Raw genomic sequence first — 16,719 nt, 5'->3', positions numbered from 1 at the left:
ATGTCATCTCAGCGCAGACTCCAGGAAACCCCGGCATAGACACCCAGGCCATCGCCCGGCGTCGAGCGCGCCACATCCTGTCCTCGGTCGTCATAACCCGGTGTCACGGTACTGGCATAGCGCTTGTTGGTCAGGTTGCGCAGATCCAGCCAGGTCTGCCAGTCATCCTTGGGCGAGGCATAACCCAGTGTTGCCCCCAGCAAGGTGTAGGCGTCTGCGTAGAAGGAATTGGCATAGTCCACGGCAATTCTTGACGCATGCTCGGTGTTCAGCCCGACGTAGAAGCCGGTGGGATGGCTGTAGCGCAGTTGAGCCTGATAGTAGTGTTTCGGGATGCCGGCCAACTGGTTGTCACCGAATCGGTCGTCATCACGGTAATGGAAGTCGCTGTAGGTATAAGCCTGGAGCAAGGCCAGCTTGCCGGCCGCGCCGCCTTGCCACAGCGTACTGTCCAGGCTGGCTTCGACCCCTTGGTGAATGGTCGGGCTGGCATTGGATTCCGCAATGATCTGCGAAGTGGTCAGGGTGGCGGCCTGGGTTTCGATGCTCAGCAACTCATGGCGTACCTGCGAGTAATACCAGGCAAGGTCCCAGCGTCCGATTTCGCTTTCCCCGCGTCCGCCCAGTTCCAGGGTGGTGGCGGTCTGGTTTTCCAGTTTCACGCCTGCCCGTTGCAGACCGGTCGCGGCTCCACTTCCGGCTGGGAAGAATTTGTTCGAGCCCCAGATCATCGACCATGCATGAGGCGGCTCCACCGAACGGCTGAGGTTGCCGTACACCTGCAATTGCGGCGTGAACTCGTAGCGAAGGCCGAGGCGGGCGGCGTAATCCCAGTCATGGGTGCTGACCGGGTCGTTGACCTCAGGGTAAGTCACTTCCGTCTCGCGGCGGGTATAGATGGCTGCGATACCGGTGGTCAGCCACAAGTCCGGGACCAGCTCCAGATCGTTGCCAAGGTGCAGCGCCGTGTCGGAACCCAGGTAGCTGTAATCCCGAGTCTTGGTGCCAACGGCAAAACCGGCGGTGTTGCCTGTGGGAATCCGCACGTATTCGGAGGCACCATTGTTCGGCAGACCTTTGGTGGTACGCAGGCCGATGGTGGTGATGCTTTGATGCCCGGCCAACTGGTCCTGACGAATGTAGTTCAGCGTGCCACTGATATCGGTGTAGGCGACTTTCAGGCGGTTGGTGCCTTCGCGCAGGTCCATGGGATAGTCGTGATAGACCAGACCGGCTTCCACTCTGGAGTCGTCATCCAGGTAAAACGTGGTCTTGTTGGCCAGCCAGGTGCTGCCCGGTTGCAGGCGTTTGGAGTCGCGGGCCACATTGAGCGAGTTTGCGGCACGCGGGTCGTGCCGGATCTGGTCTTTGGTGAGTCGACCCGGTGTGTCGTTATCGGTTTCCCGGTAGCGGAAGTAAAAGCGGGTCTCGATATTCGGGTTGAAGCGGTAGCCGACATTGGCGGCAATGCCTTTGCTGCCGCCGGAACTCTGATCCTGAAAACCGTCATAGTTCGAGTCGGTCAGGCTGACGTAGTAATCCAGATCCCCCAGAACCTGCCCGGAACTGATCTGACGCTTGGCGTAGCCGTGGCTACCGGCTTCGTAACGCAGTTGCAGTTTTGGTGCGTCATGGCCGGTGCGGGTCAGGTAATTGATCGAGCCGCCCAGCGCCAGAGAACCCTGATCGAAGCCGTTGGCACCGCGGCGCACGTCCACATGGCTCAGCCACAGAGGTTCCTTCAGTTCATACGGTGTACCGCCAGGGCCGGTCAGCGGCAGACCGTCGAGCATTTCAAACAGTCCGGAAGCATGTGCGCCCGGTGCCCGGTTGATGCCCGAGCCGCGAATGGAAATCTTCGCGCCTTCGTTGTTGGCGGCCTTGGCATAGATGCCGGGCTGATACCTGAAGACATCTTCATTGTTGGCCACACGGCCTTGCTCGACATCGTTCAGGTCCACGACATTGGTGGCTCCCGGTACTTTCTTCCCTTGCTCCCGTGACGCCTCGGCTGCGCTGACCGTACCGGCCGACACCTCGATATCGGCCAGGTTGACGGTATTGGCATCGCCATTCTGAGCCTGAACGAGATTGGCGCAGGCGAGAGCAGCGCTGAACCCGAGCAGCCTGGCCGTGTTCAGACGCGAGAGAGGGAAAGGGAGGGAGTGTTGCAAGTGCATATGCCTTGTTCCTTGAGAACGACCACTGTGCCGCAGAATAGGTATTCGATGCCGGACAGAGGGATGGCGTCACTTGCGGCATTCACTGCAATAATCCATTTGGGAAAAATATTGATATGCAGTTTACGACTGAGGGAGTTATTCATCAGTCTCACCATGGAGCTACTCCCAAGTTATATGTACCTGAGCGAAAGCTTTTTCTTCTGCTTGCTTTGACTGGTCTTTGAATGTTTTTTTGATCTTTATGTTGAAGCCGTTGCCTTTTCCGAAACTGCTGCCAACTTCGTAGTGGTAGCCAGCTTTTATTGTGTATGTGCTTTTAATCATCTCAAGTCTTATTTTGTTTTTTAAGGTGTTGGAGTTGTAGCTTGATTTGTATTTGTTGAAATGCTCGTAAACGTCGCTAATTCTTAATGTTGGTCCGGCGTAGTTCCAGGAATTTTTAAATATATTATGTGCTCGACGCATTATTTGGGTTGCCAATTCATCATCTGTGATTTTGGGTTTGTGGACGGTTTTTTTACGGGAGGAGGCTTTTACGGTGTTCCATTCCGTTGTGTTTGTGTCCGGTGAGGAGGTTTGGGGTGTGTTGTTGTTGTTTGTGGTAAAAGGCGCTGGAGTTGTTTCGTAGGGCATGCTTCCATGCTCTTGGTAATATATTACCTCTTTTATTTTTTCTTCTAGATCCTCAATGGAGTTGAAGGCCATGCCCTCAAGCCATAATAACGCATTTTTATAGGGTATCAGTAGGTTGTTTGGTGCGATCTTCGCTGCCCATTGATACGGAGATTTGAACTCTGTGCCGACAATTATAGGCTCTGAAGGTTGTTCCATGTCGATAATGCCTTTTGGTGCGTGAGTCGACTAAAATGCATTTTTATGGTCTAAAAAGTCAATGGTCATCGCAGCATATTGGTCTTTCTAGCCTAGCGCTCTCGGCCAGTAATGGTGGATTGCAAATATCTTCTGAGGTGAGATAGGTACGTGTCTTCCCGTATTGCACGGAGGGTTTTCTGGGAGTCAAGGATCTCCGAAATTAGCTTTTGCCGCTCAGAAGCTAACAATCAGGGGCATCACAGGACCATAGTGGAGTGGGCAGATTCGATCCTTTCACGTCTTTATAAGCGTACTTTCAACCCTAGGCAGTGTACGAAAAGTAATGTCGTAGACACCGCCGCCAGCAAGCGAGTGTGACCATCGCTGCAAAGCTTTCCGCCAGTTTGCAGTAGCGTGTCGCCAGGCGACGGTGCTCCTTTAGCCAGCCAAATAGCCGCTCAATAGCGTTGCGCTATCGATACTTGGGCCTGTTAAACAGCCGTGGTAAACCCGGTTTGGGTTTGCGTTTCATGTCACGCAGCGGAATCACCGGCTGCATTCGATAGCGGTCGCAATACTGCCGCAAGGACTCCGCGTCATAGCCCTTATCGGCCAATAGCCAACGGCATCTCTTACGTGGCCGACCTCGATTAGAGAGAATGTGCACACCATCCAGCAGTGGCTGAGCCTGTGAAATGTCGCTGACTTGCCCGCCTGAGAGCCTGAAGTGCAGCGGTACGCCGCAGGCGTCACTGACCATGTGAATTTTCGTCGTTAACCCACCCCGACTTCGTCCAAGCGCGTGGTCCCTCGGTTCTTGCGGCCACCTTTTTGACCTGCCCCAGAAGAGGCTCGGGTGGCCCTAACGGCCGTTGAGTCGATGCACCAGGTGTTCAAGTCAATCAGTCCTTGGGCATTGAGCTTGACGTGCAATCGTTTGAGCATTTTGTTGAAGGTGCCCTGGTTGCGCCAATCTCGAAAGCGCTGATAGACCGTCGACCATGGCCCGAACCGCTCAGGCATGTCCCTCCAGGCTGCCCCCGAGCAAAGCACCCACAACACGCCATTGAGCATCAAGCGATCCTCGGCTCTTGGGCGCCCAGTACGACGATGAGCAGTAAAAAGATCAGCGACTAGTTCCCAATCTGCGTCGGAAAGTTCGTATCGCTTGGGCATGGCAGAATCCCTCGCTTAAAAGGCGAGAACTCTACGGAAAATCAGGCCACTAGTGGCTGCGACGGGGTTTCAAAGGTTTTCATACAGAGCCTAAAAAGCTCATCTGACTCATGGGACTGGTTGCTGATTTTGGCGGTAGTGGTGGACTATTTCAGCACAGCAGACGGCGCTGTGCTGAACTAGAGAATCCTTATGTTTCTACAATACATGCACTCGCCGCAATCTCCCGGTCAGTGGCACCACTGTATTTTCCCGACCGGGCAGCAGACGCCCGGTGAGCCCCATGCCTTCACTGACGATCACGGCATTCTCCACAAGGCACAGGTTGGAAGGGGTATCCAGCCCTGTGGCGAGGACGGTGATGTCCCGGGTTTGCAAATCGCAGCTCAATAATCTGCCGCTGAACCGCTCGAAACCTCCATGCAAGGGTTCGCCGGCCCATTCGGGGCGCAAAGGTTGCAGCAGCCGGTCGCACAGTTCCAGCACCAGTACGCTGCCATCCGGGCGAATGGCCAGGCCGGTGGGCAGTTGCAGTCCGCTGATCAGCAGTTCGATCTTGCCGGTGTCGGGCCAGACCCGGATGACCTGGCCGGCCCTGTCGACAAAGTCGATGCCCTGACGCTCGGGGTCGGCGCGCAACTCTCCGGAAAACAGGCTGATCAGGACGGCTCCGGTCTTCGGTTCATAAACCAGAGTCACGGGCACCGCTTCCTGCCCCTGAGCCAGATCGGGCAATTGGGTCAGGATGAGTTCGTTTTCGTTGCCGTGCCTGAACTCCACCAGCTGGTTGGTATCGGGCTTGACTGCCAGCCAGCTATGACGGGTGGGGTGATAGCACAGGGAGTTCAGGTTGCCCTGGCTGCGGAATACCGGCTCGGGCGGCGAGTACTGGATATCCAGGATCTTCGAGCCCTGCACATAGTCGGTCTGGCTGACCAGAAAGCGCCCGTCACCCCAGGCGATATCCGAAACGCCCATGATTTCGTCCCGCAGCATGCGAGGCTGCATGTTCATGGCGCGAAAGCCTTGGGCCAGAGGTTCGGCAGGCAGATAAGCCCCCGGGTTTTTCGGATCAGGGCGCAGCACGCTGATGCGACCGCTCAAAGGCGCATCGGGCAGCCCCGATCCGGCTTCGGTCAGCAGCAGGTTGCCATCCGGCCCGGTACACAGGCCTCGCGGGTTCAGCAAACCTTCGGCAATGAAAGTACTGGCGCACAGACGCTCAACGGGACGGGCGGGAATTTCAATGGGCACAGTCATCAGGCTCTCCATAGCCATGGGTTGGGCACTCATGGCAACGGCTGCCAGGGCGTGCCTGTCAGGTAGGCGCTCAACAAGGCGCGCTGACTGGGCGACATCGAGCGAACCACTGGCATGTACAGGGTGGTGCCTTTGTAATTGTCCGATATACGTCTGAGAATGGCGTCCTTGGCCCCCATGACTGCATTTGGCTGGTTAAGCGGTACATAACGGGACATGGCAGGGAAGGCCAGATAGTGAAAGCGCAGCACGTTGGGGTATACCTGATCCCAGGTGATGATGCTGCCTTTGGCGATGCCGAAGTCTGTCTGGGAGTATTTGCGGAAGTTGGTGAAGTACGACGAGATACTATGGCTCGCCTTATCGACGACGGTGTAGGTCAATACGCTGAAACCCGCCAAGGCTTCGGTCCCGGTTTTAAGAGTGATATCGATATCGACCGCAAGCTGATGGGCGGGTACTGATACCGATGGGAGATAGTTCAGGCAGTCGAGGGTTTTGCCAATCGAGACTCCAATAGCGGTGTCGGAGGGAACAGGCCCACCCAGATACCTGACCTGCAATGGAATAGTCAGGCCAGTGGGGTGGTCTTCCAGATAGATATTTCGCTGGTCGGTATATAGTCGATAAACCGACTCGGTAATATTCAGTTTTGTTTCCTGGCCTTTCCAGGTGTCGAGCACCTGATTGGGAGCCGTTATGGAGAGGGGCTGGGTTTTTACCTGGGACGTCTGGCTGGCATCCAGAAGCAAATCCACGATGCCACCGTACAGGTAGTAGTTCAGCGCATATTCACTGTCCGCCGGCAAGATTGCCAAGGTTGTCAGGGGCGTAGTGCCGACGCAGAAACTGATAGGTCCGTAATCGGCGTTGGGACCTATAGGGCTGGTGATACCCACACGATCTGCCCTGAACGTCTGCTTGGGAATGAGGTTCACCATATCGATACTCAATAGACCGTTGTCATTGAGGGTCGCGAAACCGGTGTTTTGGGTGTATTGGTTGACCAATTGTCGACCCGCCGGGCAGGTGACCGGTTCGTCGGCAAAAGCCGGTGCCAGGGTGCCTATGACCCTGCCGATACTAGGGTTGGAGGAGAACTTCCTGGCGGCATAATCTGCGTCCAGTTGTGGCGTGGTCATGGTCGGGCACATCTCGAACATGACAAAGCGCAAGACGATACCGGTTGCACCGGGTGCCTTTATGATCGACTGCAGGATTTCGCTGTTCTGGTTGTAACTGACGATACTGTTTAACGGAAAGGTCAGCTGGAATGTGCCGCTGAAGTAACAGGATCCGGGCGCATCCATGCTCTCTGGTCCCAGGAGCCTCTGCTTCACATCCATGCTGCTGCATACGCTATTGCACCGAATCAACAGCTGTACATCGTCGCTGTTACCGATCTGCAAGCCACCGACAAATATTTGGGTGGTGTACATTGAGGTCGGGTCCAGATCCACCATCATCGGTCCGGATGAGCCGCTCTGGCCGGTTGCCGGATCCAGCGAGCCGAGCAGATAGACCGGTTGCCCTATCTGATCGCCACTGGTGTTGATGGCCCCTGGATTGCCTTGCGAACTGATCTGCGTGTCCATGGTCACGAGATGCTGGCCATAGTGATTCCAGCCGCCTTTGGTATAACCGGTGGTTGGAGGAGAGCTGGAGGGCGCGTTGATCTTTTCATTCAATTGCTCATCGGTGTAAGGCTGTGCCTCTGGAGCAATGGTGGAGGTGGTCACGTCGAACAGATTGAACTTTGTATTGTTGTTCTCATCGAGAGTCGCCGAATTGTTCGGCACACTCACATCCGTGCTGATGCCACCCCAGAAATTCAATCGTGGTCCATTGAGAATGCTCATGATCTATTTCTCGTCCTTGGCGCCTTGGGCGGCGGGTTGTGCAAATTTGAACATGTAGGAAAAGTCGGCCTTGTAAGGGCTGCCGACCGGTGTCGCCATGGAGTGGCAGGTCATGCAACTGCTGTTTTCCTGGATATAGCTTTCCATCGTGACGTTGGCCGAGAGTGCCGGAGTCGGCTGGCCCAACGGATTACCCGGGTTGTTCGGATTGAACGGGCGCTGGGTCGTGACGAGCTGGTAGTACTTCAGAGCGCTCTGCTGCAGGCCGGGATTGAGCTGGAATCCCTTGTTGATCAGTTCGGTGGAGAGAGCAATCGGCGTTACCCGGTTCAGCGGGTTCGGGGTCTGGAAGGTGGTGCCGGCCTTGGGCACGCACACCATCTTGTTATCTTGCGTCTGCCAGTCGCACGGGGACTGATTGAGGCTGGCAGGCTCGGCATGCGGGTTGAAGTAGGAGTAATTGATGCCGGAGGTCGGATTGTCTACCCATTGGCCTCCCGACTCCTTCTTGGGTGGCACATTGTCGACCTGCTCGAAGGTGGACCAGATCCACTGTGGGTAGCCCTGCACCTTGGTGATGATATGCAGACCCACCAGCCCCAGGTAGGCATCTGCCACAGCACCGGTGGGCTTGCCCTGATCATCGAACAGATCGACCTGCGAATGAACCGTCAGGTAACGACTGGCATTATCGGCTGGCGTGAGGATACGCCAGCTGGACTTGACCTCGATGACCCCGTTCGGGAAGGAAATATTGCTGGCCTTGGAAACCACATTGGCGTTGTAGAAGTTGTTGGCCACGATGTAGTTGTACGAAACCTCGTTGGCCGAGATGTCGTAATAGGTCGGATTGCCGCGCTGATCGATCAGCCAGCCCCCCACGGCCTGATCGACCGCCTGAAGTACGCCGGTATTTTTCAGGGCCGAAATATTGATCATGCCCAGATTCCGGCCGGTCAACGGAGTATTCCAGGGGCCTGGATTACTGCCGTCCGCCGGGAATATTTCACTGACGTTCTTGTAGCTCTGCCAGACGGTGTAGCCCGCATCGCCAGGCTTCTTGCTGCAGTCGGGGACTCCGCGCTGACCATCCGTTACGGGCCAGTTCAGGGCGATGAACATCTGCCAGCTGTACAGATCGAACAGGTCCTGGCCGCTTTTGGCGGCTGGGGCGCTGCCGGGAAGCTGGCAGTTGAGGCTCGTCACCGACACATCAGGCATCGGTTGTTCCAGAGCCAGGGCAGGCAGGCTGACACTGCCAAGCAGTGCCAGGGCAAGACGATATCGAGAATTCATGGCATACGTCCTTGTCTGTCAGGGCTTGTTGGGCATCAGGTTGTTCCATTGCGCCTTTTTGCCATTGCTCAGCGTGGCTGGCGGGTTGAACAGCTGGCAGGGCTCGGGGTTTGTCGGACACATCTTCGCCACTTGTGCCCAAGTGGTGGCCGGGTCAGGTTTGCTCACGCGAAAGTTGGTGTAGTTCTGGCTGACGATGGGAGCATTGGCGGTGGAGACATCGCCTGAAAAGAAGAAGGATTGCGGATGCCGATAAGGAGCCTGGCCTTTCTGGTCGCTGGTGGCGTCCTTGAAGAATGAATAACCGAACAGGATCGGACCATCCGGCCCCGGTACATCGATGGAGTAGGCCTGCACGCTGGCATTGAGGTTTTTGCTGCGCTCGACGCTGTAGGGCAGGTGCTGGATGAAGTCCTGGCGAGGCGGGTGGTTCATGGGCGAGAACATGCAACAGGCGGGCATGCCCTTGGGGCGGTCCTGCTCGTAGGTCAGGAAGTACGCCTTGTTGCCCAGCGATACGAAGGAGCAGGTGTAATTGTTGTCCTTGATCGGGAAGATCGGCAGGCAGTATTTCTCGTAGTGCTCCATCATCGCGCCGTAGCCATCGCCGTCGGCGGGAATGTAAGTGGTGTCGTAATAGCTGGTGCCCTTGGAAACGCTGTAGTCACTGGGCTTCAAAGTGGCGGGTGGGTTGCTGTAAGGCGGCGGGTTTTTCTTGTAGCTGTCAGTAGTGACCCGATACATGGTCCAGTCACTGACCCAGAATGCCGGGAAGAACGGATCGCTGGGGTCGGTCGGGTTTCGTTTGGCAATGCAGTTGCCGTTCTTTTCATTGCAGCCTGCGGTGTTGTGTACGCCCATGGTCGGGTAGATATCGCCGTCGCCCTGCGCAAACAGGGAATTGCAGAACAGCAGACTCGACAACACGAACAACCGAATCAGAACGCTGGATTTCATACCACACTCCTTTGAAATGGCGGATGGCATGTTTGCCATCCGCGCTTTCCTGCCGGGTTTTAACAGCTTTGCGGGAAGTCGCTCATGCTCAGGGGCATGGGCGGATAGTTGCCCTTGACGAGGGATTGCGCCCAAAGCTCCAGCACGGCGCGTCGGCTTTGTGGCATGTCACGGGTGATGGGCATCGCCAGGGTGCTTTCTTCCTGGTATGGCTTGCTGATCAGCACAATCAACTGATCGACCGCGCCTTCTATGCGCTTCAGAGAGTTGAGCGGCATGTACTTGGCCATGATCGGATACAGGTAATAGAAGGGCTCCAGGATTCGTGGGTAGATGAACTTCTCCCAGATCAATACACGGGCCTCCTGCTGTTCGCAGATGCTGTTCCAGTAGCTGATGAAGTCCTGTTGCAGTTCCGGTTCCAGAGGAAGAACCCGCAGTGGTGCCAGGAAGTCGGTATAGGCTGACAGGTAGTTGAAGCTGAAAGGAACCTGGGGAGACTCTTCGCCTTCTTGCACGAAGAAACGCAGGGTTGGGAAACCCGGAGCCTGTGCGGTAAAGGTCAATTGAGCGACACCGTTGGCATCTGTCTTGATCTTCGCCACGCTGTAGTTCACGGTACTGCCGTTTTTTCCTTCCAGAGTGCCTTGCTGTGGAATGGCATTGGCCAGCGATAGACAAGGCGTAAGTGCCAGTGCTGTCGGGTTGCTCAGGTAGGTCTGATAGGTGACCTCTCCCGGTGAGTCGTTCTTCGCTACGCTTGCAGTCAGGGGAGGTAAAAACTCCGTTAGCTGGCGACCGCTACCATCGGCGGCCAGGCTCAATACGGGAGGAGTATTGAGAAATTGCGGCAGCACGGATACGTTCTGCTCATAAGTAGGTGGGTAATTGCTGAATAGAGTGAAATCTGCTGCATTACTGAAGGCCAGATAATAGCTGCTGGTGGTCACTGAAAAGGCGTTGTTGTATTCCGCTACCCAGACCTCGGCATTCGCCGCCGGTTTGCCATCGTACTGAACCATGATGTTCAGCGTCTTGGTATCGCCCACATCGATGAAGCTGGCGCTTTCCACGACTTCGGCGGTCCACATTTGCTGTGTGGCGGCGGTCGTGGGTGACGAGCCTGGCAACTGCAGTTCCAGCGGCCCGCTTTGCAGTTTGCTGATGGCATCGGGCGTCAGGGTAAGGTCGAGAATCCCGGAACGCTTGTCGAAAGCGGACTGTTGATATTGATCGAATCCGAAACTTGCGACTTGGCTGAATTGTCCGTTGGTTCGCACCCCCACCTGAACGTCGCCTGCATGAAATTTTTCCGCAACAGGAACTGGTGCTGCTTTATCTTTCGGATAGAAGGGGAAGCCTGTTCCCAGATCCAGAGAAAGAATGTTGCTCTCAGGCTGTACCTGAGCCGAAATCACCCCCAGTTGTACTAGAGGAGATGTATCGCCCGGCGTAGTCTTGTAAACGCTGATGGGTGATGCCGGAACCAGACGACGCCCGGCAGGTGCAGTCGGGAATTCATCCTCGAACCATAGCCCCAAGGTACCAGCCGTACGGCTATAAGCCGGGTTGAAGAAGATATCTGCAACGTTATCCAGGCCTTTCTGATACATGGCCTGCATTTCTGTCAGTATTTTTGCCGGATCCTCATCGCCCGTAGGATGTGTGATAAAGGGCGGGTAATCGTTGAAAATGCCGTTCTTGTCGTAGTAAGTCAGATAGGTCGAGAATCGGAACATCAAGCCTTTGGCGTTTTGCTGTTCCATCTGTTGTTTGAGGGTCTGCAACAGTACCGAGCTACCTGTTACCCATTCCAGGTTTTCTTTGGGAAAACAAGTTTGCCAAGTAGTAGTGGCATAACTCAGGCCTCGGAATATTCCCGCCCAGTTGAAATTCAGAAAACGATCAAGCATACGGTGCTGGCGATTTAGGGTCAGGCCACACTGGCTATCGCCTATGATCAGCTTGTCGAAGTACAGCGCTGTGAAGGTGTTCTGCCAAGGGCTTACATCAACGAAACGGGCTGGTGTCTGGGCAGTGCTGCCAAAAGGATTGCCTACCAGTTGGTAGCTTTTGTTGACCAAATCATCCTGGCTGATATAGCTGTTGTTCTGCAGTTCTCCGCCAATGACCAAGGACTGAATATCCTTGTAGCCCACTGTACCGCAGCCATTGTCACCAAACAGGTTCCATTCGCCGGGAGTGCCGCCTGCGCCGTAATTGCCCGGTACTTCCAGGACGTAATCAGGCACCTTCGGAATCGGCGCGATGGTCCAGGGCATCAGAGTGCTGGCAGCGTTTTCAGGCGTGATGCCGTAGTCCTTCAGAAACGGCCAGTTCATCTGCATCTTGACTGCGTCGTACAGCGGAAACATGTCGTTGTTATTGGCCGTTGGAGGGTTCCAGAACATATGGCCGTTGAAATAGATACGAGGGAAATTCAACACGCTCATGGGGTCACTCTCCTTTAGGTGCAGGTCGTTGCCACTGGGCACGCTTCAGCGACCAGACGAAGTCCAGTTTCTGGTAGCCGGCATAGACCGAGTCCGGCAGTTCCTTGACCGGATAGACGATGCCGTCGTTTTTGGGGAGCGCGAAGTTGAAATAGTGTTTTGTCTTTGAGTAGGCCGCTGTGCTGTGGCAGGCCAGGCAATCGGAATTGCTCTGGAAAGCCGACTCCAGTTGCGAGTTGGCCAGCAGTTGCCCGTCGTTCTGATACTGAACGCCGATCAGTTCGTACTGCGCCAGCGCCGGGTATTGGGCCTGGAAGGCCGTGTTGACCGGTTTGGCCGCTGCTGTTGGTCCGGTGACGTTGATCATCGGTTTTGCCGGCGTGTCATTGGTCACGCTGTACTTGCTGTTGTTCTTGTTCTCGAAGGTGGTCCAGACCCAGCTTGGCGACAGCTTGTTGATGACATGCATACCGCTGAGGGCGGCATAACCCACGTTGTAGGTTTTCTCGTCGTCCTCCAGGTAATAGGCCTGAATGATGTAATAACCATCATTGGTCAGTTGCTGCATGAACGTCTGGTCGGTACCGATCCACAGCCAGGAGGTTTTCAGCTCCCAGGCTGTCGAGGGAAAGTTCAGGTTGCTGGTCAGGGCTGCCTGACCGTTGATGTTGTAGACGTTCTTTTCAACGATGTAATTGAAGGTGTCTTCACTCATCTGCAGGTGAAAACGTACCGGCTTGCCCAACTGCGCCGCAGGCACCTGATTACCCATTTGCAGGATCAGGCCGTCCACCTGCTGCACGCTGTCCAGGTTCTGGAAGGCTCGCTGCATGTTCATGTTCGAGGCCTGGGCCTGTTTTTTTACCGGATCCGGCAGCGGTTCGCGCTGGGCATAGGGCAGAGGCTTGGCACCATTGGGCAGATAAACCTGATCGCTGGGCTTGAGGGTTTCCCAGACCCGATTGGGGTCGCCTTGAGCCGCTGGCTGGTTGAGGCAGGCAAACCAGTTCCAGGCCATGGTTTCAGGGCTCTGCTGGAACTGCGTCCAGGTAGTGGCGGGATTGGCACCGAACTTGAGGAAACTGGTGCAATCGAAAGAGGCCGGGCTGGGTGTCTGCGCCTGAGCCAGACCGGCCATGGCGCTCAGAACGCTTACATAAAGGGCTCGCCGCATGAAATCTCCTTGGCATTCGCCTGATCACGGTGTTGGTGCCCCCGGAAGTACTCCAGAAGCAGTTGCTTGACGGCGGTTGCAGGAAGACGCTCCGGCAACTGCAGTTCGCAATTTGTAATGATTAACGGGCCTGACTGTTCATCGCCGGGCAAGCGTCCATGGCTGCCGCGAATCAGTCGGGTATCGAGAGGGATCAAGTCCATGTAGTAGCGAAAGCCGAGTTTTTTCTGCAGCAGGCGGCGCGCCACTTTCAGTTTCGGGAAACGGATGGCCGGATCGATGAACAACTCCAGCGGGTCGTAACCGGGTTTGCGATGAATATCCACGGTGCGGGCAAAGTCGGGTGCCTTGCGATCATCGAACCAGTAGTAGTAATCGAACCAGAAACCGGCCTCGGCAATGGCCACCAGTTCGCCGCTGCGCGGATGATCCAGTTGCCAGGCCTGCTGCTCGGTCTTGTCCAGTACCTGCTCGATGCCTGGCTGGCGCTGCAGCAGGGCTTTTACTGTGGGGATATCTTGTGCCCGTTTCACGTAGATATGGGCAATCTGGTGGTCGGTGACGGCAAAGGCTGCACTGGCCCCCGGATCCAGCAGTTCCCAGGACAGCGACTGACGCACCTGCAGCAAACCCTCCGAGCGCAGCACCCGGTTGATCGATACCGATTGCTGAACCGCTTCTATGCCGTATTCCGACAGCAGCATGACCTTGGCACCGTGCTGTTCGGCGAAGGCCAGCAAGCGGCCGACTTCATGGTCGATGGCGCGTACTTCATCGGCAATCGACGGATGATCCGGCCCGTGGCGTTGCAGGCTGTAGTCCAGGTGCGGCAGATAGACCAGTTGCAGATTGGGCCGGTTGATGCGGAACTCGGCCATGGCGCAATCCACGATCCAGCGGCTGGACGCGATGCCGGCGGCGGGTCCCCAGAAACCCGGGAAGGGAAACTCGCCAATCTGCTGCTCGATGACCTCATGCAGCGATGCCGGTGATGAATACAGACCGAACATCTTGCGCCCGTCAGCGGGGTAGTGGGGCCGTGGTGTGATGGACGCATCCACATCGGCGTACATGTTGAACCACCAGAACAACTGGCTGCTGCGAAAGTCCGGATGCTCACGCTTGAGAGCGTGCCAGACCTTTTCGCCCTGGATCAGGTCGTTGGGTTGCAGCCAGAAACGTACTTCGGCCTGGTCACGGAAATACCAGCCATTACCGACGACACCATGCTTCGAAGGTGGCTGGCCGGTAAGGATGGAGGCCTGCACAGTGGAAGTCACCGCCGGAAACACCGGCTGCAAGCTGGCCATCTGCGCATTTTTCAGCAAGGCATTGATCTGCGGCGTGGCCTCGCCCAGCAAGCCGGGTGTCAGGCCCACCACATTGATCAGCAGCAGGGGCGGCAGGTCAGATCGCATCGGCATACGCCCTTTGCTTATGGGCATCGGCAATCAGCAGACCACGCTGGCGCAGTTGATTTTCGACCCATTGCAGTTCGGCTGCGATGCCCAGCAGCAACGCCCGTTCGGTTTGTGGCCGTATGGCAGAAGGCAGGACGTTCCAGCTGTAGGTTTCCGCTTCCAGCACAGGCCTGAAATCGGCATGGTCAGCCAGGAAGTCGAAGGTCTGGCTCAAGGCCTGCTGGCTGCCGCTCAGTTCCGGCAACAGCAGTTGCTCGCTGAACAGCGGCACGTGGAAATGAATCCTCAGTTCGCTGCTCTGCTCCGGATTTTCCAGCGCCGCAGGCAGGTCGTGCCAAGCCTTCAACCGGCCCTGGGTGTCCAGAGTCTTGACCTGATGCAGGTAGGTGGCTTCGGCAAAATCGCCCAGAGCATCAAGAACCTGTTCACGACGACTTTCGTCTTCGGCAGGCAGATGGCAGATCATCGCATTGGATAACTGGATCTTGCCCACCGGAACTCCGGCTTCGCGCAGCCTTTGAAGAGACTGGTAGCAGTGCTCGAACACGACGGCCTGATGGCAGACATCGAAGCACAGCGCCAGATGCTCGTGATGGGGATCGCGAGCTTGCAGGCGTTGGAAGAACTCGATGGACTGGGTGGTGTTTTCCAGTACGCAGTCCGGTTCCATTTCCAGGCAGATCACGATCTTCTTGCCGGTCTTGTGCCGCAGACTGGCCAGGGAAGATGTCAGTTGCGCAAGCAGTTCTTCGGCACGTTGCTGCCGCTCCGGGCTCCAGTGGGCGGCGTAACCCAGTGGCACGCTGGAGATCACGCCTTGATCGCAGTCCGCAGGCAAGGCCTCGGCCAGAATTTCAGCCAGTTGCTGGCTGTAGGTCAGTCGTTCGGTGTCCGCCCAACTGGGCAGGTAGACCTCGGCTTTCACCGCGCCCTTGTGAAACTGGCCGTAGGGAAAGCCGTTGAGTGATGTCAGACGCACGCCGGAGCGCGTCAACACATCCAGAAAGTCCTTGCGCGCCCTTGCATCCTGCAGTTCCTGAGCCGCCTGGGCACTGATCCACAGGCCGCTTTCCTGCTCGGTCAGCTTGCGTTGCTGACGTACGCCCTGGAAATGCTGCTCGATGGAGGCGCACAGCTCAGCCAGCCCGGGTGCAGGATGCACGTTGCTGCAATAGCCGATCTGGGCAGCGGTCCAGCCGGACACGGCGCTCATTTGACCACCGGTTCCTGGCCGCGCAGAGCCGAGTTTTCCTGCCATTGCTTGCGCTGATCGATGGGCAGTGGGGTGCTGACCAGAGTCTTGTCCAGTTGCCCGCTCTGGGCGAAGAAGTCCACCGGATTATTGAACAGCACTTGTTCGACCTGAGCTTCGGTGAAGCCGGCCGCCAGCATTGCCTGTCCGGTTTTCGGCACCTTGAGCGGGTCGCTGATGCCCCAGTCCGCGGCGCTGTTGACCACCATCTTTTCCGTGCCGTATTCCTTGAGCAGCGCCACCATGCGTTGCTCCGACATCTTGGTGTTGGGGTAGATCGAGTGGCCGCGCCAGCAGTCGGTTTCCATCACCAGCGGCAGGGTCAACTCGTTCAGGTGATCGATGATGACCAGGTTTTCGGGAATGTCGACTTCCCGGATCACCGCCAGAGTGCGTTTGGTGCCGCCAATCTTGTCGCGATGCGGAGTGTGGACCAGAACCGGAAGTTTGAACTGCTTGGCCAGTTCCAGTTGCGCGGCGAGAAAACGGTCCTCTTCGGGAGTGATATCGTCATAGCCGATTTCCCCGACTGCGACCACGCCATCCTTGACCAGATAGCGAGGCAGGATATCCAGTACTTCGTAGGCGATCGACAGGTCGTTGGCTTCCTTGGGGTTGAGCCCGATGGTGCAGAAATGATGGATGCCGAACATGCTGGCGCGGAAGCGCTCCCAGCCCAGCAGCATATCGAAGTAGTCGACAAAGCTTCCGACGCTGGTGCGTGCCTGGCCTTGCCAGAAAGCGGGTTCGATGACTCCGGTGATCCCGGCAGCGGCCATGTTCTGATAGTCGTCCGTGGTACGGCTTACCATGTGGATGTGCGGATCGAAATACTTGGGCATGGAACATCCTCGTAATGCGCAAAGGGCAAGCGT

The 16,719-nt window shown here is 56.5% G+C and carries 11 protein-coding genes and 1 pseudogene; all 12 read right to left on the bottom strand.

Annotation, left to right across the window (positions count from 1 at the left end; genetic code table 11):
- Positions 1-8 precede the first annotated feature (8 nt).
- A complete protein-coding gene (locus tag JSY17_RS10210; protein WP_206401657.1) occupies positions 9-2,180 on the bottom strand; it encodes a TonB-dependent receptor family protein in 2,172 nt (723 codons plus the stop codon).
- A 162-nt stretch (positions 2,181-2,342) separates the two neighbouring features.
- On the bottom strand, positions 2,343-3,014 hold the full coding sequence (locus JSY17_RS10205; protein WP_206401655.1) for a hypothetical protein: 672 nt from the start codon (positions 3,012-3,014) through the stop codon (positions 2,343-2,345).
- A 304-nt stretch (positions 3,015-3,318) separates the two neighbouring features.
- Positions 3,319-4,172 (bottom strand): annotated as a pseudogene (locus JSY17_RS10200) (IS5 family transposase).
- A 198-nt stretch (positions 4,173-4,370) separates the two neighbouring features.
- Positions 4,371-5,432 (bottom strand): hypothetical protein, encoded by a 1,062-nt coding sequence (locus JSY17_RS10195; protein ID WP_206401653.1) that lies wholly within the window; start codon positions 5,430-5,432, stop codon positions 4,371-4,373.
- Positions 5,433-5,461: 29 nt separating this feature from the next.
- Positions 5,462-7,291, bottom strand: coding sequence for a hypothetical protein (locus tag JSY17_RS10190; RefSeq protein WP_206401651.1), 1,830 nt, complete (start codon positions 7,289-7,291; stop codon positions 5,462-5,464).
- 3 nt (positions 7,292-7,294) lie between these two features.
- Positions 7,295-8,587: a hypothetical protein gene (locus JSY17_RS10185; protein ID WP_206401650.1), complete on the bottom strand. Its 1,293-nt coding sequence runs from the start codon at positions 8,585-8,587 to the stop codon at positions 7,295-7,297.
- Positions 8,588-8,605: 18 nt separating this feature from the next.
- A complete protein-coding gene (locus JSY17_RS10180; RefSeq protein ID WP_206401648.1) occupies positions 8,606-9,544 on the bottom strand; it encodes a hypothetical protein in 939 nt (312 codons plus the stop codon).
- Between the two features lie 59 nt (positions 9,545-9,603).
- Positions 9,604-11,997, bottom strand: a complete 2,394-nt coding sequence (locus tag JSY17_RS10175) for a hypothetical protein (RefSeq protein ID WP_206401646.1) — start codon at positions 11,995-11,997, stop codon at positions 9,604-9,606.
- 4 nt (positions 11,998-12,001) lie between these two features.
- Entirely contained in the window at positions 12,002-13,171 is a 1,170-nt protein-coding gene (locus tag JSY17_RS10170; RefSeq protein WP_206401644.1) for a hypothetical protein, read from the bottom strand.
- Positions 13,150-14,589, bottom strand: a complete 1,440-nt coding sequence (locus tag JSY17_RS10165; protein ID WP_206401770.1) for an alkaline phosphatase family protein — start codon at positions 14,587-14,589, stop codon at positions 13,150-13,152. Before JSY17_RS10165 ends, JSY17_RS10170 begins: the two co-directional genes overlap by 22 nt.
- Entirely contained in the window at positions 14,579-15,805 is a 1,227-nt protein-coding gene (eboE, locus tag JSY17_RS10160) for a metabolite traffic protein EboE (RefSeq protein ID WP_206401642.1), read from the bottom strand. Before eboE ends, JSY17_RS10165 begins: the two co-directional genes overlap by 11 nt.
- Positions 15,802-16,686 carry a TatD family hydrolase gene (locus JSY17_RS10155; RefSeq protein WP_117163181.1) on the bottom strand — a complete coding sequence of 295 codons (885 nt, stop codon included), beginning with the start codon at positions 16,684-16,686 and terminating at the stop codon, positions 15,802-15,804. The genes eboE and JSY17_RS10155 overlap by 4 nt, the downstream gene beginning before the upstream one ends.
- Positions 16,687-16,719 lie beyond the last annotated feature (33 nt).

The organism is Pseudomonas capsici (assembly GCF_017165765.1).
Classification (GTDB): domain Bacteria; phylum Pseudomonadota; class Gammaproteobacteria; order Pseudomonadales; family Pseudomonadaceae; genus Aquipseudomonas; species Aquipseudomonas capsici.
The sequence above is the reverse complement of the archived record's forward strand: the minus strand, read 5'-3'. Positions and strand labels throughout refer to the sequence as shown.